Source organism: Aquipuribacter hungaricus, assembly GCF_037860755.1.
Classification (GTDB): Bacteria; Actinomycetota; Actinomycetes; order Actinomycetales; family JBBAYJ01; genus Aquipuribacter; species Aquipuribacter hungaricus.
Window position 1 is genome coordinate 1 of record NZ_JBBEOI010000036.1, and the last position, 20,734, is coordinate 20,734.

Sequence of the window (20,734 nt, forward strand, 5' to 3'; positions counted from 1 at the left end):
CGCCCCGGCGAGGGGGGCGGGGCGGGGCGGGCGCCGCCGCCCGCTCCCCGGTCACCACGTGCGCATCCTCCCAGAGCCGGGTCGCGCGCCCGGCGGCGCGGCTCCATGATCACGCCATGGCAGAGGCGTCGCGCTCGGAGGGCACCCATCCCGGCGACCCGGAGGACCGGGAGCGCTCGGCGGCGCAGAGCGGGTCGAACGACGGGGACATCACCGACAACGTCCCCCCGCCGGAGGACACCCGGGCGATGCGCTGGCTGCGGCTGGCCGAGGACGGCGTCTACTACGTCATGGGCGTGGTGCTGCTCGTCGCCGCGGCCGTCGTCGTCTTCTTCGCCCTGGGCAACTTCGCCGCCGTCGTCACGGGCGAGACCGAGACGGCCATGCTCGAGGTGCTCGACGCGCTGCTGCTGGTCTTCATCTTCGTCGAGCTGCTCTACGCGGTCCGGGTCACCATCGCCCGGCACGAGATCGCCGCGGAGCCGTTCCTGCTCATCGGCGTCATCGCCTCCATCAAGGAGATCGTCGTGCTGAGCGTGGAGGCCGCCGGGGCGGTCGGCGACGGGCCGCTGTTCGCCGACCGGGTCGTCCTCGTCGGCGTGCTGGGCGGGGTCGTGCTCGGGCTGTGCCTGGCGATCCTCCTGCTGCGGCGCTCGCAGACCTACCCCTCGGAGTAGGCCGCCCGCAGGTACCGCCGCGCGCCGCCGTCGTCGAGCCCGCCCCGCGCAGGGGCCCCGAAGGTCTCGACCAGGCCCCGGGCCACCACGCCGGCGTAGCGCGACGACGGCGGGCCGGGCGGGACTGCCGCGGGCGCCGGCGCGGTGAACGTCAGCGCCGGCTCCCCGTCCAGTGCGCCGACCACGACGAGGCGGCCGTACCAGCCCTCGTCGAGCACGGCGCCGCCGTCGGCGAGCACCCGGTCCGGCCACGGTGCGGCCAGGCGCGCGGTGCCGCCGTTCTCCAGGTGCACCACCTCCAGGTACTGCCGCAGCGTCACCCGCCAGGCCCGCGCGAGCACCCCCGGGCCGTGGCCGTCGGGGTCCCAGAACGCCACGCCGCCGCCGCCCCACTGCGGGGCGTCGTGGCCGAACCGGAGCCGGCCGGGCAGCACCACCGGTCGCTCGGCGGAGGCCGGGGCGGTGCCGGGCCCGCCGGGGTAGGTCCGGTCGAGCCCCGCCACGGTGCCCCCGAGCAGGTAGACCTCGAACCGCTCGCGCAGCAGGTTGGAGCCGTAGGAGACGTACCAGACGTGCGACGGGTCGGCCGGGGGAGCGCCCGGTGCCGCTGCCGCGGCGGCGGCCCCCGACCTCGTCGTGGCGGCGCGCAGGTCGGTGACCGCCGGTGCCGCGAGCACCTGCTCGACGGCGGTCAGGGCCGCCCGCCCCGCAGCACGGCGAGCGTCTCCTCGTGCAGCGCCCCGTTGGTCGCCACGGCGTCCGCTCCCCAGGGCCCGTCCGTGCCGTCCAGCGAGGTGAAGCGCCCGCCGGCCTCGGTGACGATGGGCACGAGCGCCGCCATGTCGTGCAGCGCGAGCTCCGGCTCGCAGGCCACGTCGACGGCGCCCTCGGCGAGCATCATGTAGGACCAGAAGTCGCCGTAGGCGCGGGTCCGCCAGCAGCGCCGGGTGAGGTCGAGGAACCCGGGCAGCAGGCCGCGCTCCTCCCAGCCGGACAGCGAGGAGTACGACAGCGACGCGTCGGACAGGTGGTCGACCGAGGACACGTGCAGCTGGCGCGCGGAGCTCAGGCTGCGCCCGGTGAAGGCGCCCGTGCCCGCCGCGGCCCACCAGCGCCGGCCCAGCGCCGGGGCCGACACGACGCCGACCATGGGGGTCCGGTCGTCCACGAGCGCCACCAGGGTCGCCCACACCGGGACGCCGCGGACGAAGTTCTTGGTGCCGTCGATCGGGTCGACGACCCACTGCCGGCGACCGTGGCCGGTGGCGCCCATCTCCTCCCCGACGACCATGTCGCGGGAGCGGGTGCGCTGCAGCATCGACCTGATCGCGCGCTCGGCGTCGGTGTCGGCCTCGGTGACCGGGGTGAGGTCGGGCTTGGTCGAGACCTGCAGGTCGGCCGCGCCGAAGCGCGCCAGCGTGAGGGCGTCGACCTGGTCGACGATGGACATCGCCAGGCGGAGGTCGTCGTCCCAGCTCTGGCCCATGCCCCCGAGACTACGGCGCCCACCTACCCTTGCCGGGTGAGCGAACCGAGCGCGGCGGGCGCCCCCGACCCCGACCACCAGCCGGCGCGGTGGGCCTCCCGCCTGGGCGAGGCCGAGCGGGCCTCGGTGCTGCGGGCGTTCCTCGGACCCGACGGCCGGCTGGTGCGGATCCCGGCCAAGCACACCAAGCGCCTCGTCGTCCTCGACCTGCTCGCCCAGGAGTTCGTCCCCGGCGAGCGGTACACCGAGACCGAGGTCAACAACCGGCTGCGGCCCTTCCACGACGACGTCGCGGCGCTGCGCCGGTACCTGGTGGAGAACCTGTTCCTCGCCCGCGAGGCGGGCGTCTACTGGCGCACCGGCGGGTCGGTCGAGCTCGAGGTCTAGGCCCGCGCGGCGTCAGACCCGCTCGCGCTCCCGCTCGCCGGGCTCGGCCTCGCCGCGGACCGCGCGCAGCAGGCGGCGGAAGCTGTCGAGCCGGTCCGGGGAGGCGTGGCCGCCGGCGACCCAGGCGTCCAGGCCGCACTCGTCCTCGTCGTGCGTGCAGCCGCGCGGGCACTCCTCGGTGCCGCCGGCCAGGTCGGCGAACCCGCCGAGGAGCGTCTCCGCGCCGACGTGCGCCAGGCCGAAGGACCGGATGCCGGGGGTGTCCACGGCCCAGCCGCCGGCGGCCAGCGGCAGCACGACCGACGCGGTCGAGGTGTGCCGCCCCTTGCCCGTGGTGCCCGACACCAGGCTGGTGGCCCGCCCGGCGCCGGGGGACAGCTCGTTGACCAGCGTGGACTTGCCGACGCCGGAGGGGCCGATGATCGCCGTCACCCGCCCGGCCAGAGCGGCGCGGACGTCGTCCAGGCCCCGCCAGCCGCGCGAGGTCACCGACACCGAGCGGAGCCCGAAGTCGGCGTACGCCGCGAGCAGCCGGGCGGGGTCGGCGAGGTCGGTCTTGGTGACGACGAGCAGCGGGTCGATCCCGGCGTCCCAGGCCGCGACCAGGGCGCGGTCGACCAGGCGGGGGTTGGGCTCGGGGTCCGCCGCCGCGACCACCAGGCAGACCTGGTCGGCGTTGGCGACGACGACGCGCTCGACGGGGTCGGTGTCGTCGGCGCTGCGCCGCAGCGCCGAGCTGCGGGGCTCCACGCGGACGAGCCGCGACAGGGAGTCCGTGGTGCCGGAGGTGTCGCCGACCAGGCCGACGACGTCGCCGACGGCGACCCCCGACGGCCGGATCTCGCGGGCGCGCACCGCGGTGACGACGACCGCGTCCGGGTCCGCGGGCTCGCCGTGGGCCGGGGCGGGGACCAGGCAGGTGTAGCGGCCCCGGTCGATGGTCGTCACCCAGCCCGGCACCGCGTCGTCGTGCGCGGGCCGGTCCTTGGTCCGCGGCCGGGTGCCCCGGCGCGGGGGCCGGGCCCGGGCGTCGGTCTCGTCCCAGGAGGCGGTGCTGCGGCGCCGGACCACGTCAGCGGGCGGGCGCGGCGGCGACCATGGCGTCCCACATGCCGACGAAGTCCGGGAGCGTCTTGGCGGTGGTGCCGACGTCCTCGACGAGCACGCCGGGCACGCGCAGGCCGATGACGGCGCCGGTCGTGGCCATCCGGTGGTCGGCGTAGCTGCGCCACACCCCGCCGTGCAGCGGGCGCGGCGTGATCCGCAGGCCGTCCTCTAGCACGTCGACCTCGCCGCCCAGGCCGCGGACCTCCGCCGCGAGCGCCTCGAGCCGGTCGGTCTCGTGCCCGCGCAGGTGCCCGATCCCGCGCAGCCGGCTCGGCGACACCGCGAGGGCGGCGAGACCGACGACGGTCGGCGCGATCTCGCCCGCGTCGTGCAGGTCGAGGTCGACGCCGTACACCTCGCCCTCGTGGGTGACGGTGAGCCCGTCCTGCTCCAGGCGGACGTCGGCGCCCATCGCGTCGAGCACGTCGCGCAGGGTGTCGCCGGCCTGGGTGGTCTGCTGCGGCCAGCCGGGCACGCGGACCTGCCCGCCGGTGGCCAGCGCCGCGGCGAGGAACGGCCCCGCGTTGGACAGGTCAGGCTCGACGTCGACGTCCAGGCCGCCGACCGGGCCGGGGGAGACCCGCCACACCAGGTCCTCGGAGTCGTCGACGACCACGCCGACGTCGCGCAGGTTCTCCACCGTCATCCGCACGTGGGGCCGCGAGGGCACCTCGTCGCCGACGTGGCGGACCACGAGCCCCTCGCGCATCCGGGCCCCGGCGAGCAGCAGGCCGGACAGGAACTGGCTCGACGCGCCCGCGTCGAGGCTGACCTCGCCGCCGCGGGGGACCCGGGCGGCGCGCACCGTGGCGGGGAAGAAGCCTGCGGTGTCCTCGACCTCGGCGCCCGCGTCGCGCAGCGCCTGCAGCAGCGGCGCGATCGGGCGCTCGTGCAGGCGCGGGTCGCCGCTGAGCCGCGCGGCGCGGCCGCTGACGGCGACGACCGCCGGCAGGAAGCGCATGACCGTGCCGGCCAGGCCGCAGTCGATCTCGACGGGCTCCTGCGGCTCCGGCACCGTCGCGGGGTCAGGGCGCGGCAGCGGGGTGACGAGCCAGTCCGCGACCCCGCCGGAGGGCGTCTCGCCGTCGCGCACCTCGGCGCCGAGCGAGCGCAGGGCCTCCGCCATGAGCAGCGTGTCCCGCGAGCGCAGCGGGGCGCGCAGCCGCGACGGCTCGTCGGCCAGCGCCGCGAGGACCAGGTAGCGGTTAGTGAGGGACTTGGACCCTGGGAGCCGGACCGTCGCGGTGACGGGCCGCCCGGGGGTGGGTGCCGCCCAGCCCGCCGGGGTGGGGCCGGAGGGGGAGGACGGGGTGGGGACGGGAGGAGTCATGCCTTTCTCAGGCCGCGGCCTTCGCCCCGTCCCGCCGGCGCTCGAGCCGGGCCTCCGCCTTCTCGGCCTTGGCCTGCGCCCGCAGCGCCACGGCCTCGACCTTGGCCATCTGCTTGGTCTGCTCGCGCGCCTGCTTCTCCGCGATCCGGCCGGACCTGCGGCTGGCCTTGCGGGTGGCGACCGCGACGTCCTGCGCCTCCTCGGCCTGCTTGACCTTCTTGGGGGTCTTCGCGTGCGCGCGGGGGGCGTCGACGGTGAGCAGCAGCCCCGCCAGCAGGCCGGCGTTCTTGAGGAACTGGGTGCGCTGCGCGGGCTGCTCGGCCTTGGGGTACTCCCAGAACGCGTGCCCGGCGACGGTCGTGGGGACCAGCGAGCCGGCCAGCGCCAGCGCCGACGTGCGCGGTGCCGCCCCGGTGGCCAGACCGAGGCCGCCGGCCACCATCACCCCGCCGTTGATGCGCGCGGCCAGCAGCGGGTCGTCCGGGGTCCCGAACCGCTCGGCCGCCGCGTAAACGAGACCGGCCGCCAGCTTGGCGCGGGGCTCGGGGTTGCGGAGGGCGTCGATGCCGGAGTTGACGAACACGGCGGCGAGGAGGGGGCGTGCGATCCGTCGGAACATGCGGGCCATCCTGCCCGTCGCCGCCCCCGCGCGCGACGTCTCGGTGCAGACGGGGCGTGGTCGCGCCGCTGTCCGGCCTGTCGCCCCGCGGTGGCAGGCTGCGGGCATGTGCGGTCGGTACGCGGCGAGCAGGAACCCCGACGACCTCGTCGAGGAGGTGTCCGCCGCCGGGCTGCCGCTCGCGCCGCTGGCCGCCGCGGACCGCGAGGCGCTGCACCCGTCGTTCAACGTGGCGCCGACCCAGGACGTCGCCGTCGTGCTCGCCCCCCGCCCTCCCGCAGGCGCGGGTGCGGCTGCAGGTGCTGACGGCAAGGACGCCACCGAGGACGGCCCCGCCGTGCCCGCGGCGCGGCTGCGCCCGATGCGCTGGGGGCTGGTCCCGTCCTGGGCCAAGGACCCCAAGGTCGGCAACCGGATGATCAACGCCCGGGTGGAGACGGTCGGGGAGAAGCCGGCGTTCCGCTCGCTCGTGGCCTCGCGCCGCTGCCTGCTGCCCGCCGACGGCTGGTTCGAGTGGCAGACCGTGCCCGCCGACCGCAGCCCGACGGGGAAGGCGCGCAAGCAGCCGTTCTTCATGGCACCGCCCGGCGGCGGGCTCGTCGGCCTGGCGGGGCTGTACTCGTGGTGGCGCGACAGGGACGTCGCCGACGACGAGGACCCCGCCGCCTGGCTGGGCACGGTGACGGTGCTCACCACCGACGCCGAGCCCGCGCTGCAGGCCGTGCACGACCGGATGCCCGTCGTGCTGCCGCCCGAGCACTGGCAGGAGTGGGTCTCGCGCGACGTGCCCGGTGACGAGGCGCTGGCCCTGCTGCGGTCCCTGCCGGAGGGCCGGTTCGCGGCCGTGCCCGTGCAGGCGGCGGTCGGCAACGTGCGCAACGACTCCCCGGCCCTGCTGCAGCGCCCCGACGACGCCGAGCTCGCCGGCGTCGTCGACCCGACCACCGGCCAGCTGTTCGGCTGAGCCCCGCGCGCCGGGTCGCCGCGGACCCTGGGCCCCGGGGACCCGGGGAACAGCACCCCCGGGGTCGCTGTTGTGACATCCGTGATGCTCACCCTGGACCCGCACGAGGGCCCCGCCGCCCAGGTCTGCGGTACCGCCACCCAGATCGGCGGTATCCCCCTGCGGCGGATAGCCTCGCCTGTCATGGCCGAGGACACCGACCGGGCTCCCGAGGAGACCGCCGAGCAGCGACGCGAGCGCTTCGAGGCCGACGCGCTGCAGTACGTCGACCAGCTGTACTCCGCCGCGCTGCGGATGACGCGCAACGCCAGCGACGCCGAGGACCTCGTGCAGGAGGCCTTCGCCAAGGCGTTCGCGGCGTTCCACCAGTACCGCCCGGGGACCAACCTCAAGGCGTGGCTGTACCGCATCCTGACGAACGCGTACATCAACAGCTACCGCAAGAAGCAGCGCCAGCCGCAGCAGCAGCAGACCGACGAGATCGCGGACTGGCAGCTGGCGCGGGCGGAGTCCCACACCTCCTCGGGCCTGCGCTCGGCCGAGGTGGAGGCGCTGGACGCGCTGCCGGACTCCGACGTCAAGGAGGCCCTGCAGTCCATCCCCGAGGACTTCCGCATGGCCGTCTACTACGCGGACGTCGAGGGCTTCTCCTACAAGGAGATCGCCGAGATCATGGGCACGCCGATCGGGACGGTGATGTCCCGGCTCCACCGTGGTCGCCGCCAGCTGCGCGAGCTGCTGACGGACTACGCGCTGGAGCGCGGCTTCATCCGCGACACACCCGTCGTGGCCGAGGGCACGAGCCCGGTGGAGGTGACCCGGTGAGCTGCGGCAACCCCCACGAGACCGACTGCGGCGACGCGCTGGACAAGCTGTACGAGTTCATCGACGGCGAGCTGACCCCGGACGTCAAGCACCAGATCTCCCACCACCTCGAGGAGTGCGCGCCCTGCCTCGACCAGGCGGACATCGAGCGGGCCATCAAGGCGCTCGTGTCCCGCACCTGCACCGACCAGGCCCCGGGCGGGCTGCGCGAGCGCATCCTGTCCCGCCTCGACGAGGCCCGGCACAGCGTCAGCGAGGCCTGAGCCCCGCACGGCGCTCCTCGCAGGACCTGCACCAGCACCGCCCGGCACGCGCGAGGGCCCGGCGACCGTCATGGTCGCCGGGCCCTCGCGCTGTGCGGCCACGCCTCAGGCGTTGGGCTTCTTGCCGTGGTTCGCGCCGTTCTTCTTCCGCGCGCGACGCTTGCGACCTCGCTTGCTCATCCGGGCCTCCTCCCTCGCTCGTGCGGAGCGCGTCCTGCCGACGCGCCCGTGTCCGGCACGATGGTCCCATGGAAGAAGTGCGCGCGGAGATGGTGGCCAACGTCCTGTCCGTCAACGTGGCCCTGGGCGACGTCGTCGGCACCGCCAACGAGCTCGTGCTCCTGGAGTCCATGAAGATGGAGATCCCGGTGCTGCCGGAGACCGGCGGCCGGGTCGCCCGGGTCGCCGTCGAGGCCGGCGACGTGGTCCAGGAGGGCGACCTGCTCGTCGTCCTCGACTGAGGACGCGCGGCGGGTCTAGCCTTCCCCCACCGGTGACGGGGGGTGGTGACGACGGTGCAGCCGACCGCTGGTCCTGACCGCGCCGCGGTGGAGGCGCTGGCCCGCGACGTGGTCGCGCTGGTGTCCCCGGGGGAGCTGCCGCTCTTCCGGGCCACCGCCGAGGCCTACTTCGCCGACCCCGGGCGGGCGCCGGCCGTCCGCGGTCGCACCGACGAGGAGCTCGGTTTCGGGGTCGAGACCGCCGTCGCGCTGGTGGGGCCCTTCGCCCTGGACCTCGTCCGCAAGGTCCTCACCTCCCTGACCGAGAAGGTCGGCGACGCGCTCGCCGAGGCTGTGGCCGCCCGCCTGGCCCGCCGCGTCGGTCCCGCCACGCCGCCCACGGCGCCCGGGACACCGGACGACGGCGGCACGCCGGGACGGCCGGAGGCCTTCGACCCCGCGCAGCTCGCGCTGGTGCGGCAGGTCGCCCGTGAGGAGGCCGGCCGGCTGGCCGTGCCGCCCGAGCAGGCGAGCCGGCTGGCCGACGCCGTCGTCGCCACGATCGCCACCCGGGGCTGAGGACGTGGCGGGGCCGGGGGTGCTGCCCGGCCACGCCCCCGGTCCAGGCTCGTCCCGGCGCACGGACGCCGCCCTGTCGCCGCGTGCGCTGCCCTCGGACACCTCGGTCCGGTTCCTCCTGCTGCTGGCGGCCGTGGCCTCCGCGAGCCTCTTCCTGTTCAGCTCCCTCTGGTCCACGGTCCGCGGCCAGGCCTTCCTCGGCACGCTCGTCGGCTGCGGCACCGGGCTCGGCGACCTGGCGGCGGGGTCGGTCGCCGACACCGCGCTGGTGCTCCAGGAGCAGGCCGGCTGCCGCTCCGGCCTGGAGCGCGAGCAGGCGGTCTCCGCGCTGGCCGGTACCGCGCTCGTCCTGCTGCTCGGCTGGCTGGGCTACCGCGTCCTCCCGAGGTGGCGGGTCCGGCGGGCCCGGCTGGTCCGCCTCGACGAGGTCGACGGGGCCGCGCTCCACGGCGCGGTCGCCGTCCTGGCGCACGAGGCAGGGCTGGGGACGCAGCCGCGGGTGCTCGTCGACGTCGCCAACCCCGGCGTGCAGGCGTTCGTCCTCGGGACCTCCGCACGGCCCGTGCTCGGGGCGACCGGGGGGCTCGTGGTCCTCCAGGTCACCGACCCGCCGGCGTTCCGTGCGGTCGTGCGGCACGAGCTCGCGCACCTGGCCGCCCGCGACGTGCCCTGGGCGTTCGTCACGGTCGCCGTCTGGTGGGCCTTCGTCGGCCTGGCCCTGGTGCCGGTGCTCGTCGTGCTCGCGGTGTCGGACCTGGTCTACGTGGCCAGGCTGGGCTGGCGGGCCGTCGTGCTCGCCGTCCTCGTCCTGCTGCTGCGCAACGCGGTGCTCCGTGCGCGCGAGGCCTACGCCGACGCCCTCGCTGCCGAGCTGGGCTCCCACGAGGACCTGGACAGGGTCCTCGCAGCGGGCGCCGGGGCGGGCGGCGGGGACACGTGGGGCCGGCACCTGCTGCGACGCCACCCGACGGTGCCCCGTCGCCGGCGCCTGCTGGCCGACCCCGACGGCCTGTTCGTGGCAGAGCTGCCCGTGGCGCTCGCCGCGGGCCTCGTGACCGCCACCTCGTTCCAGGCGCTCGAGTCCGTGTCGGTGCTCCTGCTGCCGCCCGCGGCCTCGGTGTGGGTGCCGGCGGTGCTCGTCGCCCCGCTGCTCGCCGTGGTGCTGTGCGTCGGGTCGTGGCGGGCCGGGCTCCGTGCGGTCGCGCGCGGCCGGGAGCGGGCGGTGGCGTGGCCGCTCGGCCTGGGTGCGGGCGCCGGCATGGCCCTGGGGCCTCTGCTGACCTTCGAGGCCGCGGCGGGTGCCGTGGTCCACGGGCCCGTGGGTGCGCTCGGCTACGTCGTGTGGGGTCTGGGCGTGCTCGGGCTCGTCTGCCTGCTGGCCCGGTACGCGGCGGACGCGGGCCGGCTGGGGGTGCGGGCGGCGCTGGGAGGTCCGTCGCCGCGGACGCCGCTGCTCGTGCACGTGGTGGCGGTCACCGCCGCCACCGCCGCGCTGCTCGCCTACGGGCACCTGTCCCTGCTCGCCATGGCCTCCGGCGACGCGACGGTGGCCCTGGGCAACGTGGTGCTGCTCCTCCTCGCCGGGGCGTGGTTCGGTGACGACGGGCTGCTCCTGCTCCTCGTCGCCTGTGCCGTGGTCGCCCCGCTCCTGCTCGCCGCGCGCCGGCCGTCAGCGCCCGGGCCGGCCCCGGGGGGTGCGTGGGCGTGGCGCGACCGGACGGCCCCCGTGCCGGACCTCGGCCCGTCCCCCCGTCCCCGTCTGCGCGTGCCGCTGCTGGCCGCCGCGCTCCTCGGTCTGGCAGCCGTCGGGTGGCACCTGCTGCTGAGGGGGCTCGGGCCGGTCGTCCTGGACGACGCCACGTGGCGGAGCGACCGCTTCGCGGCGACGCTCGGCCTGGCGAGCATGGGCCTGGTCGCGGTGGCCGCGGTGCTCGGGGGGCTGGTGGCCGTGGCGCTGCTGCCGTCCCGGTGGTGGCCCCTCGGGGTGCTGGGCGGGGCGGTGTCCCTGCTCGTGGGCGGGCTGGGCGTGGCCCTGGCCTACAGCGGGGGCGGCTGCGGACTCCTGCCGCGCGCCGGGCCCCGGGACTGCTCCCCGCCGACCCCTGCAGCGCTGTGGGCGGTGCTCGCCCAGCCCACGGGCCTGGCCGTCCTGTGGCTGCTCCTGGTCCCGGCCGTGCTGGGCGTCCTCGCGTCCGTCGGCCGGGCCCCGGACGCGGTCGCGGACCTGTCGGGCCGGCCCTCGCGCAGCCGGCTCGTCGCCGTCCCCCTCGTGGCCGTCGCGCTGCTCGCCGCCCCCGGCGCCGTCGCGGCCGCGGTCGTCGCCGCCACCGAGCTCACGGTCGTCACGGGGCCGGGGTACGAGGTGACGCTCGAGCCGCCGTGGACGGTGGGCGGCGACGGAGCCTCCCCTCTGGTCTCTGCCGTCCCTGGGGTCGCTGCGGTCCCTGCGTTCCGCACCATCGACCAGCGGGTCCGCGCCCAGCTCGTCCCGGTGCCCGACGGCCCCGGGGGGCCGCTCCCGGAGGAGGACGGCCCCGTCGTCGGTGGCGTGCCGAGCCGGTTCCTGTCGGAGGAGGAAGAGGGGCCCGTGGTGCTGCGGCGCTACGCCGTCGAGGCGGGCCCGGGGCGGTACGAGCTCCGTCTCGTCGGGGCGCCGGCCGCGCTGGAGGGGCCGGAGGCGGAGGACGAGCTCGAGCGGCTGCTCTCGCGCGTGCGCTGGACCGGCTGACGGGGGTCAAGGAGCGCCCCCCGCCTGCCGATCACGGCAGGGTGAACGAAGACCGTCAGAGCGTGGTGCCGTTCCTGCGCGCCCTCGTCGAGCTGCGTGGCTCCGACCTGCACTGCAAGGTCGGCTCCCCGCCGCGCATCCGCATCGACGGGCACCTGCGCAAGGTCCAGGCCCCCGACCTGCGACCCGAGGACACCGAGCACATGGTGGCCGAGGTGCTGCGCGAGGACCTGCTCCACGACTTCCGCACCACCAACGAGGCCGACTTCGCCTACTCCGTCCCCGGCGTCGGACGGTTCCGCGTCAACGCCTTCCGTCAGCGCGGCTCGGCCGGCCTGGTCTTCCGGCGCGTCTCCGGCGGTGCCATCCCGCTCGTCGACCTCGGCCTGCCCGACGTCATCGCCCGGCTCGCGCTGGAGCCCCGCGGCCTCGTCCTGGTCACCGGGCCCACCGGCTCGGGGAAGACGACGACGCTCGCCGGGATGATCGACCACATCAACACCACCAAGGAGGTCCACGTCATCACCATCGAGGACCCCATCGAGGTGCTGCACCGGGACCAGCTGTCCATGATCAACCAGCGCGAGGTCCGCCTGGACACCGCCGACTTCTCCTCCGCGCTGCGCGGCGCGATGCGCCAGGACCCCGACGTCATCCTCGTCGGCGAGATGCGCGACTACGAGACGGTCAAGGCCGCGCTCGCCGCCTCGGAGACCGGGCACTTCGTCCTGTCGACGCTGCACACCACCGACGCGCAGGAGACCGTCAACCGGGTCATCGACTTCTTCCCCCCGCACGAGCAGAAGCAGGTCCGCCTCGCCCTCGCCGGCGCGCTGCGCGGGATCATCTGCCAGCGGCTCGTGCCGCGCGCCGACGGCCAGGGCCGTTGCGTCGTCATGGAGGTGGCGGTCAACACCGGCCGCATCGCCGACGCGATCAGCGACCCGGACAAGACGAGCACGATCGGCGACCTCATCAAGGAGGGCGCCTACTACGGGATGCAGACCTTCGACCAGCACCTGGTCGAGCTCATCCGCGACGGGGTCATCACGCTGGAGGAGGCGCGGCACGCCTCGAGCAACCCCCACGACCTGCAGGTCGAGCTGCGCCGCCTGGGCCTGGTGGCCTGAGCGCACGCACCGCCGGTCCGGGACGCCGGGCCGCGGGTCAGGGCCGCAGCGGCAGGCGGTAGGTCCGCAGGTCGACCCCGGGTACCGGGGACCAGTCGCGCTCGGGGCTGCGGTCGAAGCCCATGCCCTCGTACATCGCGTGCGCGCCCGTCATCCGGGGTCCGCTCGACAGCACGAAGCGCTCGCAGCCCTCCTCGCGGGCCCGCTCCACGCAGGCGGTGGTGAGCAGCCGGCCGACGCCGCGGCCGCGGGCCGCCGGGGCGACCGCGAGCATCCGCATCTCCGCCTCGCCGGGGCCCGCCAGCTCCGCGAAGCGGGACAGGGCGCGCGCGTACGTCGCGGTCCCGACGAGCCCGTCGTCGTCCACAGCGGCCAGCAGCACGGCCTCGCGCGCCCGGGGCATGGCGTCGGCCACGGTGCCCAGGTAGCCGTCCTCGTCCTCGAGCAGGTGCTCGCCGCCGTACACGTCGGCCACCAGCCGGCCGCAGGCCTGCACCAGGTCGGGGTCCTCGGGCGTGGCGACGACCACGCGCACGGGCCCGCTCACCGGGAGGCCGCCGCGCGCCGCCGCCAGGCCAGGACCATGAGCAGGCCCAGGACGACGTCGAACACGCCGATGGCCAGCGCCAGGCCGCCCAGGGTCGACAGCTCGCCGTCGGCGTCCCGGGAGCCCAGCGCCACGACGACGATGACCACCCCGACGACGAGGTAGAGCAGCGCCCGGCGACGCTCGGTCGCCAGGGCGGCGTCGGGGTCCGCGGCCGCGCCGGGGTCGGCTGCGGTCGAGCCCGTCCCGTCCGTCGAGCCCGTCGTGCGGTCAGGGGTCAGGGGGACCGCCGGCACGGCGAGGGGCCCGGTGTCGGGGCCCTCGTGGCCCTCCGCCGCGCGGGCCGCCATGGCCTCGGTCGCGGACACGTCGCTCGTCTCCTGCCCGATCCTCCGGGCCGCGGCCAGGCCGCCCTCGTCGTGCACCCGGCCGTCGAACGGCTCGCCCGTCTGCGCGTCCCACGCCAGCAGCCCGGTCTCGCGCTCCAGCAGCCCCACGACGTCGACGACGACGTCGTGGAACGCGGCGCGGTCCTCGCGCTCGGTGTAGGGGAAGCTCACGGACGCCTCGTCCGGGTACAGGCTCACCTGCAGCCCCGAGGCGTGGGAGGCCTCGCAGGTGTCCGCGTCGACGGAGACCTCGACCTCGCCGACCCGCTGGCGCAGCGACGCCACGACCCGCTCCCACTGCTCGAGCCGCTCCGGGCGCAGCGTGTCGCCCAGGACGTCGCGTCCCTCGGCCTCGTCGAGCGCGGCCTCCCAGGTCTGCCCTGGTCGGCGCGGGACGAAGAGGATGTCGTAGCTCACCGGTGCCTCACCTGGTCCCCTCGTCGTGCCCCGTCGTCCCCCCGACCCCCGTCCCCGGGGGGCCTGGCGTGCGACGACGCCGCCCCCGGGAGCCGGGGACGGCGTCGTCTGCGGTGCGGCTGCCTCAGGCAGCGACCTTCTTGGTGTCCCAGAAGATCTCGGAGATCTCGTCGATCTTGCCGAGGAGCTGGTCGGCGACCGCGACGTCGGTGGAGTCCTTGACCCCGCCGGCACCGGCGAGCTTGATCGACTCGTTGAACAGCTGGTGCAGGTTCGGGTACTTCTCGAAGTGGGGCGCCTTGAAGTAGTCGCTCCACAGCACGGACAGGTGGTGCTTGACGAGCTCGGCGCGCTCCTCCTTGATGAGGACCGCACGCTGGCGGAACTGCTCGTCGTCGGAGGCGTGAAACTTGACCATGCAGCCCTTGACGGACTCGGCCTCGATCCGCGCCTGCGCCGGGTCGTAGACCCCGCAGGGGAGGTCGCAGTGGGCCGAGACCTCGGCGATACGGAAACCGATCATCAGGAGTCATCCTCTCGAACAGCTGTGTGGACCGGGGGCAGGCCGCCCTCACCGGACCCTTGCGACACTACAACCGTGCCGACGCCCCCGCGCTTCCGCCGCAGGCGGACGGACCGCTGGCAGGTGGTGCGCGTCACAGGCGCGTCGATGCTCCCGACGCTGCGCGACGGGGACCTGCTGCTGCTGCGGCGGGGCCGCACGCCGGTGGTCGGGGACGTCGTCGTCGCCGACCTGCCGGGCGCCCGCGGGCCCGGGGTCAAGCGGGCCGTGGCCCTGGGACCGGACGGCTGGTGGCTCGAGCGCGACAGCCCGGCGGAGGGCACCGACTCGTGGCTGTTCGGCGCGGTGCCGGTCGCCGACGTCCACGGTGTGGTCCGGGCGCGGCTGTGGCCCCGGCCGGGCCGCCTGCCCCGCCGCGCCTGAGGCCCTCGCCCACGACGTGCCGGGCGCCCGCCCAGCCCCGAGACTTCCCGGGTGGTCGACGTGGAGCGCCCCGGCGCGCAGCAGTGGGTCCCCGGCAGCGACGAGGGGACGGCCGGACCGGCCGGCGGGCACCCGGACGTCGACGCGCTGCGGGCCGCCGCACCCGCGTGCCGGGGCTGCGAGCTGTGGGAGCCCGCGACCCAGGTCGTCTTCTCCGCGGGCAACCCGCACGGCCGGGTCGTGCTGGTCGGCGAGCAGCCCGGGGACGTCGAGGACACCCAGGGCATCCCCTTCGTCGGGCCCGCGGGCCGGCTGCTGCAGAAGGCGCTCGACGAGGCCGGCCTGCAGCGGCAGGACCTCTACGTCACCAACGCGGTCAAGCACTTCCGGTTCGAGCAGAAGGGGAAGCGGCGCATCCACCAGACGCCGGAGCTCGCGCACATGGTCGCCTGCCGGCCGTGGCTGCAGGCCGAGCTGGAGGCGGTCGACCCCCGGGTGCTCGTGCTGCTGGGCGCGACCGCGGCCAAGACGCTGCTGGGCGGGCAGTTCCGGGTGACCAAGGAGCGGGGGGTGCTCGGCCCGCGCGACACCACGGCCGGCCGGTTCGACGTGCTGCCGACCGTGCACCCGTCGTCGATCCTGCGCGGGCCGCCCGAGCAGCGCGACGAGGCCTTCGCCGCCCTGGTCGCCGACCTCGCCGTGGTCACCGAGCACCTCGCGCGCGCCTGACGCGGCCCCGCCGAGGTCGTCCCGGCGGTCGTCGGGAGTGCACGGATGCGTGGTCGACGAGCCCCCGGACCGCGCACCACCGCGATGTCGGCGCCGGGCGCGCCCCTCAGGGCACGAGGACGAGCTTGCCGATGACGTCGCCCTCGACCATGCGCTCGACCGCGTCGGCCGCGTCGGTCATCGGCAGGACGCTGTCGACGAGCGGGCGCACCCCGGTCGTCGCGCAGAACCGCAGCAGCCGGTCGAGCTCGTCCCGGGTGCCCATGGTCGAGCCGACGACGCGCAGCTGGAGGAAGAACACCCGCTGCAGGTCCGCCGACGGGGTCGCGCCCGACGTCGCGCCGGAGACGACGACGGTGCCGCCCGGGCGCAGCGCCTTGAGCGAGTGGGCCCAGGTGGCCTCGCCGACGGTCTCCATGACCGCGTCGACCCGCTCCGGCAGCCGGGCGCCGGGCTCGAACGCCGCGGCCGCCCCCAGGTCGAGCGCCCGCTCGCGCTTGCCCTCGTCCCGGCTCGTCACCCACACCCGCAGCCCGGCGGCCGCGCCGAGCAGGACGAGCGCGGTGGCCACCCCGCCGCCGGCGCCCTGCACCAGGACCGTCTGGCCCGGCTGCAGCCCGGACTGCGTGAACAGCATCCGGTAGGCGGTCAGCCATGCCGTGGGCAGGCACGCCGCCTCCTCGAAGCTCAGCGCCGCCGGCTTCGGGACGAGGTTGCGCCGGGGCACGAGCACCGTGCCGGCGAACGTGCCGGGGTAGACCTCGCTGAGCAGGGAGCGCCGCGGGTCCAGCGTCTCCTCGCCGGTCCACGCCGGGTCGGACAGCACGGCGTGGACGACGACCTCGTTGCCGTCGGGGTCCACCCCGGCCGCGTCGCAGCCCAGCACCATCGGCATCTTCTCCGCGGGCAGGCCGACCCCGCGCAGGCTCCACACGTCGTGGTGGTTGAGCGCGGCCGCCCGGACCGTCACCGGCACCCAGTCCGCGGGGGGCGGGGTGGTCGGCACCGGGGCCTCGTCGCGCACCTCGAGGGCGGCGAGCGGGTCGGAGGGGGAGGGGCGGACAGCGACGACGGCGACCATGGCAGCGGTCTACCAGGTCCGCCCCGGCCGGTGGCACCGGCGCACGCGCTCAGGCCGGGAAGAGGCGGTCCCAGCCGCCGTGGAGCACGAGGTAGGCGATGAGCCCGTACCCGGTCTGGCCGGGCACCCGCCCGTCGGAGGCGGCCAGGTCGGCCTCCCAGTCGGCGTTGCCGGACAGCCCGGCGAGCAGGTCGACGTAGGGGACCCCGCGCCGGTCGCACACCTCGGTGAACGCGTCGGCAAGGCCTCGCAGCGGGCCGGCGAGGGCGCCGTCCGGGCCGCCGGGCAGCACGGGCGGGGGACCGACCACGAGGGCGGGCAGCCCGCGCTCGCCGCACGCGTCCAGGACGTTGGCCACGTTGAGCCGGCTGCGCGCGGTGACGGTGCCCGCGCGCAGGTCGGCGTGCCCGAGGCCCAGGACCAGCCGGCCGTCCTGGCCGAGCCGCGGCCCGGTCTCCGCCGCCCAGCGCGCCGCCATGCCGCTCGTCGTCTCGCCGGGGACCCCCAGCGCGTGGGACGTCAGCCGGAACCCCTCCTGCGGGGTGCGTGCGGCGACCCGGCCGACCCAGCCCATCGCGCGCGGGTCGCCGGTGCCGGCGACGAGCTCGTCGCCGAGGACGCACAGCGCGACGTCCGGGCGGCCCCCTGCGGGCCCGCCCGGACGGAGGTCCTGGCTCAGCGCTGGAACGCCCGCTCGACGAGGCCGACCTGCTCGTCGGCGTGGCGCTTGCCCGAGCCGGTCGCCGGGGCGGCCGAGGCGGGACGGGTGACCCGGTGCAGCGGGCGCCCGCCGAGCAGGTCGTGCGTGCCCATGGCGACGAAGGTCCAGGCGCCCTGGTTCTCCGGCTCCTCCTGCACCCACACCAGCGAGGCCTCGGAGGGGTAGGCGGACAGCGCGGCCATGAGCTCGTCCGCCGGCAGCGGGGCGAGCTGCTCGACCCGGACGACCGCGGTGCGGGTGTCGCCGAGCTTGGCGCGGGCGGCGACGAGGTCGTAGTAGACCTTGCCGGCGCACAGCAGCACGCGGTCCACCTGCGAGGCGTCGACGGAGGTGTCCGGGACGACCGGCAGGAACGTGCCCGACGTGAAGTCCTCCACCGCCGAGGTCGCCGGCTTGAGCCGGAGCATCGACTTAGGCGTGAAGACGACGAGCGGGCGGCGCGGCTTGGCGTAGGCCTGGCGGCGCAGCAGGTGGAAGTACGAGGCCGGGGTGCTGGGCACGGCGACCGTCATGTTGTCCTCGGCGCACATCTGGAGGAACCGCTCGATCCGGCCCGAGGAGTGGTCCGGGCCCTGGCCCTCGTAGCCGTGCGGCAGGAGCAGGACGACGCTGCTGCGCTGGCCCCACTTCTGGTCGCCGGCGCTGATGAACTCGTCGATGATCGTCTGCGCGCCGTTGACGAAGTCCGCGAACTGCGCCTCCCACAGCACGAGGGCGTCCGGGCGCTCGACGGAGTAGCCGTACTCGAAGCCCATGGCCGCGAACTCGCTGAGCAGCGAGTCGTGCGCCCAGAACCGGGCGCCGGAGCCGAGCTTGCCGATCGGCGCCCACTCCTGGCCGGTGCGCCGGTCGATGACGACGGCGTGGCGCTGGACGAACGTGCCGCGGCGGGAGTCCTGCCCGGCCAGGCGCACCGGGGTGCCCTCGGCGACGAGCGAGCCGAACGCGACGAGCTCGCCGAAGGCCCAGTCGATCCCGCCCTCGCGCGACATCTGCTGCCGCTTGGCCAGCAGCGGCGCGAGCTTGGGGTGGGGGGTGAAGCCCTCGGGCGGGCTGACGAACGCGTCGCCGACCCGGTGCAGGAGCTCCAGCGGGATGGCGGTGGAGTGCTCCTGCTCGGGCTCGGCCTCGTCCTGCACCTGCGCGCGGGGGGCCTCCAGGCCCTTGCGGGTGCCGTCGGAGCCGTTCTTCGTCGCCTCGCGCACCTCGGTGAAGACCCGCTCGAGCTGGTCGGAGTAGTCCCGCAGCGCGGCCTCGGCCTCCTCCACGGAGATGTCGCCGCGGCCGATGAGGGACTCGGTGTACAGCTTGCGGACGCTGCGCTTGCCCTCGATGAGGTTGTACATCATCGGGTTGGTCATCGACGGGTCGTCGCCCTCGTTGTGGCCGCGGCGGCGGTAGCAGATCATGTCGACGACGACGTCCTTGCCGAACGTCTGCCGGAACTCGAACGCCAGCTGCGCGACCCGGACGCACGCCTCGGGGTCGTCGCCGTTCACGTGGAAGATCGGTGCCTGGATCATGCGCGCGACGTCGGTGGCGTAGTACGAGGACCGGCTCGCCATCGGCGCCGTGGTGAAGCCGACCTGGTTGTTGATGATGACGTGGACGGTGCCGCCGGTGCGGTAGCCCCGCAGCTGGGACAGGTTGAGCGTCTCCGCGACCACGCCCTGGCCGGCGAACGCGGCGTCGCCGTGGACGAGGACGGGCAGCACGGGGTAGTCGGCGCCGCCCCGGTCGATCCGGTCCTGCTTGGCGCGGGCGATGCCCTCCAGGACGGGGTTGACCGCCTCCAGGTGCGACGGGTTCGCGGCCAGGTAGACCTTGGTGCTCGCGCCCGACGGCGCGGTGAAGGTGCCCTCGGTGCCCAGGTGGTACTTGACGTCGCCGGAGCCCTGGACGGTCTTGGGGTCCTGCTGGCCCTCGAACTCGGCGAAGATCTGGCCGTAGGTCTTGCCGGCGATGTTGGCGAGCACGTTGAGCCGGCCGCGGTGGGCCATGCCGATGCAGACCTCGTCGAGGCCGGCGTCGGCGGAGTCCGACAGCACCTGGTCGAGGATGGCGATCGTCGACTCGGCGCCCTCGAGCGAGAAGCGCTTCTGCCCGACGAACTTGGTCTGCAGGAACGTCTCGAACGCCTCGGCCGCGTTGAGCCTGCCGAGGATGCGCAGCTGCTCGTCGCGGCTGGGCTTGGTGGAGGCGTGCTCGACCCGGTCCTGGATCCAGCGCCGCTCGTCGGGGTTCTGGATGTGCATGTACTCGATGCCCACGGTGCGGCAGTAGCTGTTGCGCAGCACGCCGAGGATGTCGCGCAGCTTCATGACGGGCTTGCCGCCGAACCCGCCGGTCGGGAACTCCCGGTCCAGGTCCCACAGGCTCAGCCCGTGGGTCTGCACGTCGAGGTCGGGGTGGCGGCGCTGGCGGTACTCCAGCGGGTCGGTGTCGGCCATGAGGTGGCCGCGCACGCGGTAGGCGTGGATGAGCTCGACGACGCGGGCGGTCTTGTTGACCTGGTCGTCCTCGGACACCGACACGTCGCGGACCCAGCGGATCGGCTCGTACGGCACCCGCAGGCTGGCGAAGACCCGGTCGTAGAAGCCGTCCTCGCCGAGCAGCTTGTTGTTGAGCGTCCGCAGGAAGTCCCCGGACTGCGCGCCCTGGATGATGCGGTGGTCGTAGGTGGAGGTCAGCGTGATCGTCTTGCTGATGGCCAGGCGGGCGAGGGTGTCCTCGCTGGCCCCGGCGTACTCCGCGGGGTACTCCAGCGCGCCGACGCCGATGATCGCGCCCTGCCCCTGCATGAGCCGCGGCACCGAGTGCACGGTGCCGATGGTCCCGGGGTTGGTGAGGCTCACGGTGGTCCCGGCGAAGTCCTCGACCGTCAGCGAGCCGGACCGGGCGCGGCGGACGACGTCCTCGTAGGCGGCCCAGAACTCGCTGAACGACTTGTCCTGGCAGCCCTTGATGCTCGGCACGAGCAGCTGGCGGGTGCCGTCCGGCTTGGCCATGTCGATGGCGATGCCGACGTTGACCGCCGCGTTCTGCTGCACGCCCGGCTTGCCGTCGACCTCGGTGTAGGCCCAGTTCATCTCGGGCATCTCGCGCAGCGCCTCGACGAGCGCGAAGCCGATGAGGTGGGTGAACGACACCTTGCCGCCGCGGGCCCGCTTGAGGTGGTTGTTGAGGACGATGCGGTTGTCGATGAGGAGCTTCGCCGGGACGGCCCGCACGCTCGTCGCGGTGGGCACCGTGAGGCTGGACTCCATGTTGACCACGACGCGGGCGGCCGGGCCGCGCAGGCGCACGCTCTGCGTCTCGGCCGGGGCGGCGTCGGCCGGTGCCGCGGCGCCGGGGCGGGCGCCGGGGGTG

Annotated in this window: 23 protein-coding genes; 11 read left to right on the plus strand and 12 right to left on the minus strand. The window is 75.4% G+C overall.

Annotation, left to right across the window (positions count from 1 at the left end):
• Positions 1–116: 116 nt before the first annotated feature.
• The gene (locus WCS02_RS06765) at positions 117–677 is read left to right on the plus strand and encodes a phosphate-starvation-inducible PsiE family protein (protein WP_340291285.1); all 561 of its coding nucleotides are present in this window, start codon (positions 117–119) and stop codon (positions 675–677) included.
• Here the strand turns inward: WCS02_RS06765 and WCS02_RS06770 are convergent.
• Together WCS02_RS06770 and hisN are read right to left on the minus strand one after the other, a co-directional pair.
• On the minus strand, positions 662–1,354 hold the full coding sequence (locus WCS02_RS06770; protein ID WP_340291287.1) for a histone deacetylase: 693 nt from the start codon (positions 1,352–1,354) through the stop codon (positions 662–664). The genes WCS02_RS06765 and WCS02_RS06770 overlap by 16 nt on opposite strands.
• Positions 1,355–1,368: 14 nt before the next feature.
• Entirely contained in the window at positions 1,369–2,163 is a 795-nt protein-coding gene (hisN, locus tag WCS02_RS06775) for a histidinol-phosphatase (protein ID WP_340291289.1), read from the minus strand.
• Positions 2,164–2,199: 36 nt separating this feature from the next.
• On the opposite strand from hisN, the gene WCS02_RS06780 reads away from it, so the two are divergent.
• A complete protein-coding gene (locus WCS02_RS06780) occupies positions 2,200–2,550 on the plus strand; it encodes a DUF2087 domain-containing protein (protein WP_340291291.1) in 351 nt (116 codons plus the stop codon).
• A gap of 12 nt (positions 2,551–2,562) precedes the next feature.
• On the opposite strand, the gene rsgA is transcribed toward WCS02_RS06780, so the two are convergent.
• From rsgA to WCS02_RS06795, 3 genes are read right to left on the minus strand one after another with little or no spacing between them, the layout of a single operon-like run.
• Positions 2,563–3,621 carry a ribosome small subunit-dependent GTPase A gene (gene rsgA / locus WCS02_RS06785; protein WP_340291293.1) on the minus strand — a complete coding sequence of 353 codons (1,059 nt, stop codon included), beginning with the start codon at positions 3,619–3,621 and terminating at the stop codon, positions 2,563–2,565.
• Between the two features lies 1 nt (position 3,622).
• On the minus strand, positions 3,623–4,987 hold the full coding sequence (aroA, locus tag WCS02_RS06790) for a 3-phosphoshikimate 1-carboxyvinyltransferase (protein WP_340291295.1): 1,365 nt from the start codon (positions 4,985–4,987) through the stop codon (positions 3,623–3,625).
• A 7-nt stretch (positions 4,988–4,994) separates the two neighbouring features.
• Positions 4,995–5,606 (minus strand): DoxX family protein, encoded by a 612-nt coding sequence (locus tag WCS02_RS06795; RefSeq protein ID WP_340291297.1) that lies wholly within the window; start codon positions 5,604–5,606, stop codon positions 4,995–4,997.
• A 106-nt stretch (positions 5,607–5,712) separates the two neighbouring features.
• On the opposite strand from WCS02_RS06795, the gene WCS02_RS06800 reads away from it, so the two are divergent.
• From WCS02_RS06800 to rsrA, 3 genes are all read left to right on the plus strand, one after another.
• Positions 5,713–6,570, plus strand: a complete 858-nt coding sequence (locus WCS02_RS06800) for an SOS response-associated peptidase (RefSeq protein ID WP_340291299.1) — start codon at positions 5,713–5,715, stop codon at positions 6,568–6,570.
• A gap of 84 nt (positions 6,571–6,654) precedes the next feature.
• Positions 6,655–7,395, plus strand: a complete 741-nt coding sequence (locus WCS02_RS06805) for a sigma-70 family RNA polymerase sigma factor (RefSeq protein ID WP_376984230.1) — start codon at positions 6,655–6,657, stop codon at positions 7,393–7,395.
• Positions 7,392–7,658: a mycothiol system anti-sigma-R factor gene (rsrA, locus tag WCS02_RS06810; protein WP_340291303.1), complete on the plus strand. Its 267-nt coding sequence runs from the start codon at positions 7,392–7,394 to the stop codon at positions 7,656–7,658. Before WCS02_RS06805 ends, rsrA begins: the two co-directional genes overlap by 4 nt.
• 105 nt (positions 7,659–7,763) lie before the next feature.
• Here rsrA and WCS02_RS21165 read toward each other — a convergent pair whose 3' ends face one another.
• A complete protein-coding gene (locus WCS02_RS21165) occupies positions 7,764–7,838 on the minus strand; it encodes a 50S ribosomal protein bL37 (protein WP_376984228.1) in 75 nt (24 codons plus the stop codon).
• A 68-nt stretch (positions 7,839–7,906) separates the two neighbouring features.
• On the opposite strand from WCS02_RS21165, the gene WCS02_RS06815 reads away from it, so the two are divergent.
• From WCS02_RS06815 to WCS02_RS06830, 4 genes are read left to right on the plus strand one after another with little or no spacing between them, the layout of a single operon-like run.
• Entirely contained in the window at positions 7,907–8,119 is a 213-nt protein-coding gene (locus WCS02_RS06815) for a biotin/lipoyl-binding carrier protein (protein WP_340291305.1), read from the plus strand.
• Positions 8,120–8,164: 45 nt separating this feature from the next.
• Positions 8,165–8,677, plus strand: coding sequence for a hypothetical protein (locus WCS02_RS06820; RefSeq protein ID WP_340291307.1), 513 nt, complete (start codon positions 8,165–8,167; stop codon positions 8,675–8,677).
• 4 nt (positions 8,678–8,681) lie between these two features.
• Positions 8,682–11,405, plus strand: coding sequence for a M48 family metalloprotease (locus WCS02_RS06825; RefSeq protein ID WP_340291310.1), 2,724 nt, complete (start codon positions 8,682–8,684; stop codon positions 11,403–11,405).
• 41 nt (positions 11,406–11,446) lie between these two features.
• Positions 11,447–12,535, plus strand: coding sequence for a type IV pilus twitching motility protein PilT (locus tag WCS02_RS06830; RefSeq protein ID WP_340291312.1), 1,089 nt, complete (start codon positions 11,447–11,449; stop codon positions 12,533–12,535).
• A gap of 37 nt (positions 12,536–12,572) precedes the next feature.
• Here WCS02_RS06830 and WCS02_RS06835 read toward each other — a convergent pair whose 3' ends face one another.
• From WCS02_RS06835 to sodN, 3 genes are all read right to left on the minus strand, one after another.
• The gene (locus tag WCS02_RS06835; protein WP_340291314.1) at positions 12,573–13,082 is read right to left on the minus strand and encodes a GNAT family N-acetyltransferase; all 510 of its coding nucleotides are present in this window, start codon (positions 13,080–13,082) and stop codon (positions 12,573–12,575) included.
• Positions 13,079–13,888, minus strand: coding sequence for a hypothetical protein (locus tag WCS02_RS06840; protein ID WP_340291316.1), 810 nt, complete (start codon positions 13,886–13,888; stop codon positions 13,079–13,081). Before WCS02_RS06840 ends, WCS02_RS06835 begins: the two co-directional genes overlap by 4 nt.
• Before the next feature lie 124 nt (positions 13,889–14,012).
• Entirely contained in the window at positions 14,013–14,411 is a 399-nt protein-coding gene (sodN, locus tag WCS02_RS06845) for a superoxide dismutase, Ni (protein ID WP_340291318.1), read from the minus strand.
• Between the two features lie 75 nt (positions 14,412–14,486).
• Here sodN and WCS02_RS06850 point away from each other — a divergent pair, with 75 nt between their 5' ends.
• Positions 14,487–14,834 (plus strand): S26 family signal peptidase, encoded by a 348-nt coding sequence (locus WCS02_RS06850; RefSeq protein ID WP_340291320.1) that lies wholly within the window; start codon positions 14,487–14,489, stop codon positions 14,832–14,834.
• A gap of 51 nt (positions 14,835–14,885) precedes the next feature.
• A complete protein-coding gene (locus tag WCS02_RS06855) occupies positions 14,886–15,563 on the plus strand; it encodes a UdgX family uracil-DNA binding protein (protein WP_340291322.1) in 678 nt (225 codons plus the stop codon).
• A gap of 106 nt (positions 15,564–15,669) precedes the next feature.
• On the opposite strand, the gene WCS02_RS06860 is transcribed toward WCS02_RS06855, so the two are convergent.
• The 3 genes from WCS02_RS06860 to WCS02_RS06870 form a co-directional block, all read right to left on the minus strand.
• Positions 15,670–16,644: a zinc-binding dehydrogenase gene (locus tag WCS02_RS06860; protein ID WP_340291324.1), complete on the minus strand. Its 975-nt coding sequence runs from the start codon at positions 16,642–16,644 to the stop codon at positions 15,670–15,672.
• A 49-nt stretch (positions 16,645–16,693) separates the two neighbouring features.
• Positions 16,694–17,323 carry a GDSL-type esterase/lipase family protein gene (locus tag WCS02_RS06865; protein ID WP_340291328.1) on the minus strand — a complete coding sequence of 210 codons (630 nt, stop codon included), beginning with the start codon at positions 17,321–17,323 and terminating at the stop codon, positions 16,694–16,696.
• On the minus strand, positions 17,320–20,734 hold a 3,415-nt coding region (locus WCS02_RS06870; protein ID WP_340291326.1), incomplete at its 5' end, for a multifunctional oxoglutarate decarboxylase/oxoglutarate dehydrogenase thiamine pyrophosphate-binding subunit/dihydrolipoyllysine-residue succinyltransferase subunit. The genes WCS02_RS06870 and WCS02_RS06865, both read right to left, overlap by 4 nt.

Excerpts from the sequence above, each read along its gene's own strand:
- WCS02_RS06815 (WP_340291305.1), top strand. The coding sequence starts at position 7,907 with ATGGAAGAAGTGCGCGCGGAGATGGTGGCCAACGTCCTGTCCGTCAAC.
- hisN (WP_340291289.1), bottom strand. The coding sequence starts at position 2,163 with ATGGGCCAGAGCTGGGACGACGACCTCCGCCTGGCGATGTCCATCGTC.
- WCS02_RS06795 (WP_340291297.1), bottom strand. The coding sequence starts at position 5,606 with ATGTTCCGACGGATCGCACGCCCCCTCCTCGCCGCCGTGTTCGTCAAC.
- WCS02_RS06765 (WP_340291285.1), top strand. The coding sequence starts at position 117 with ATGGCAGAGGCGTCGCGCTCGGAGGGCACCCATCCCGGCGACCCGGAG.
- aroA (WP_340291295.1), bottom strand. The coding sequence starts at position 4,987 with ATGACTCCTCCCGTCCCCACCCCGTCCTCCCCCTCCGGCCCCACCCCG.
- WCS02_RS06860 (WP_340291324.1), bottom strand. The coding sequence starts at position 16,644 with ATGGTCGCCGTCGTCGCTGTCCGCCCCTCCCCCTCCGACCCGCTCGCC.
- WCS02_RS06800 (WP_340291299.1), top strand. The coding sequence starts at position 5,713 with ATGTGCGGTCGGTACGCGGCGAGCAGGAACCCCGACGACCTCGTCGAG.
- sodN (WP_340291318.1), bottom strand. The coding sequence starts at position 14,411 with ATGATCGGTTTCCGTATCGCCGAGGTCTCGGCCCACTGCGACCTCCCC.
- WCS02_RS06805 (WP_376984230.1), top strand. The coding sequence starts at position 6,655 with ATGCTCACCCTGGACCCGCACGAGGGCCCCGCCGCCCAGGTCTGCGGT.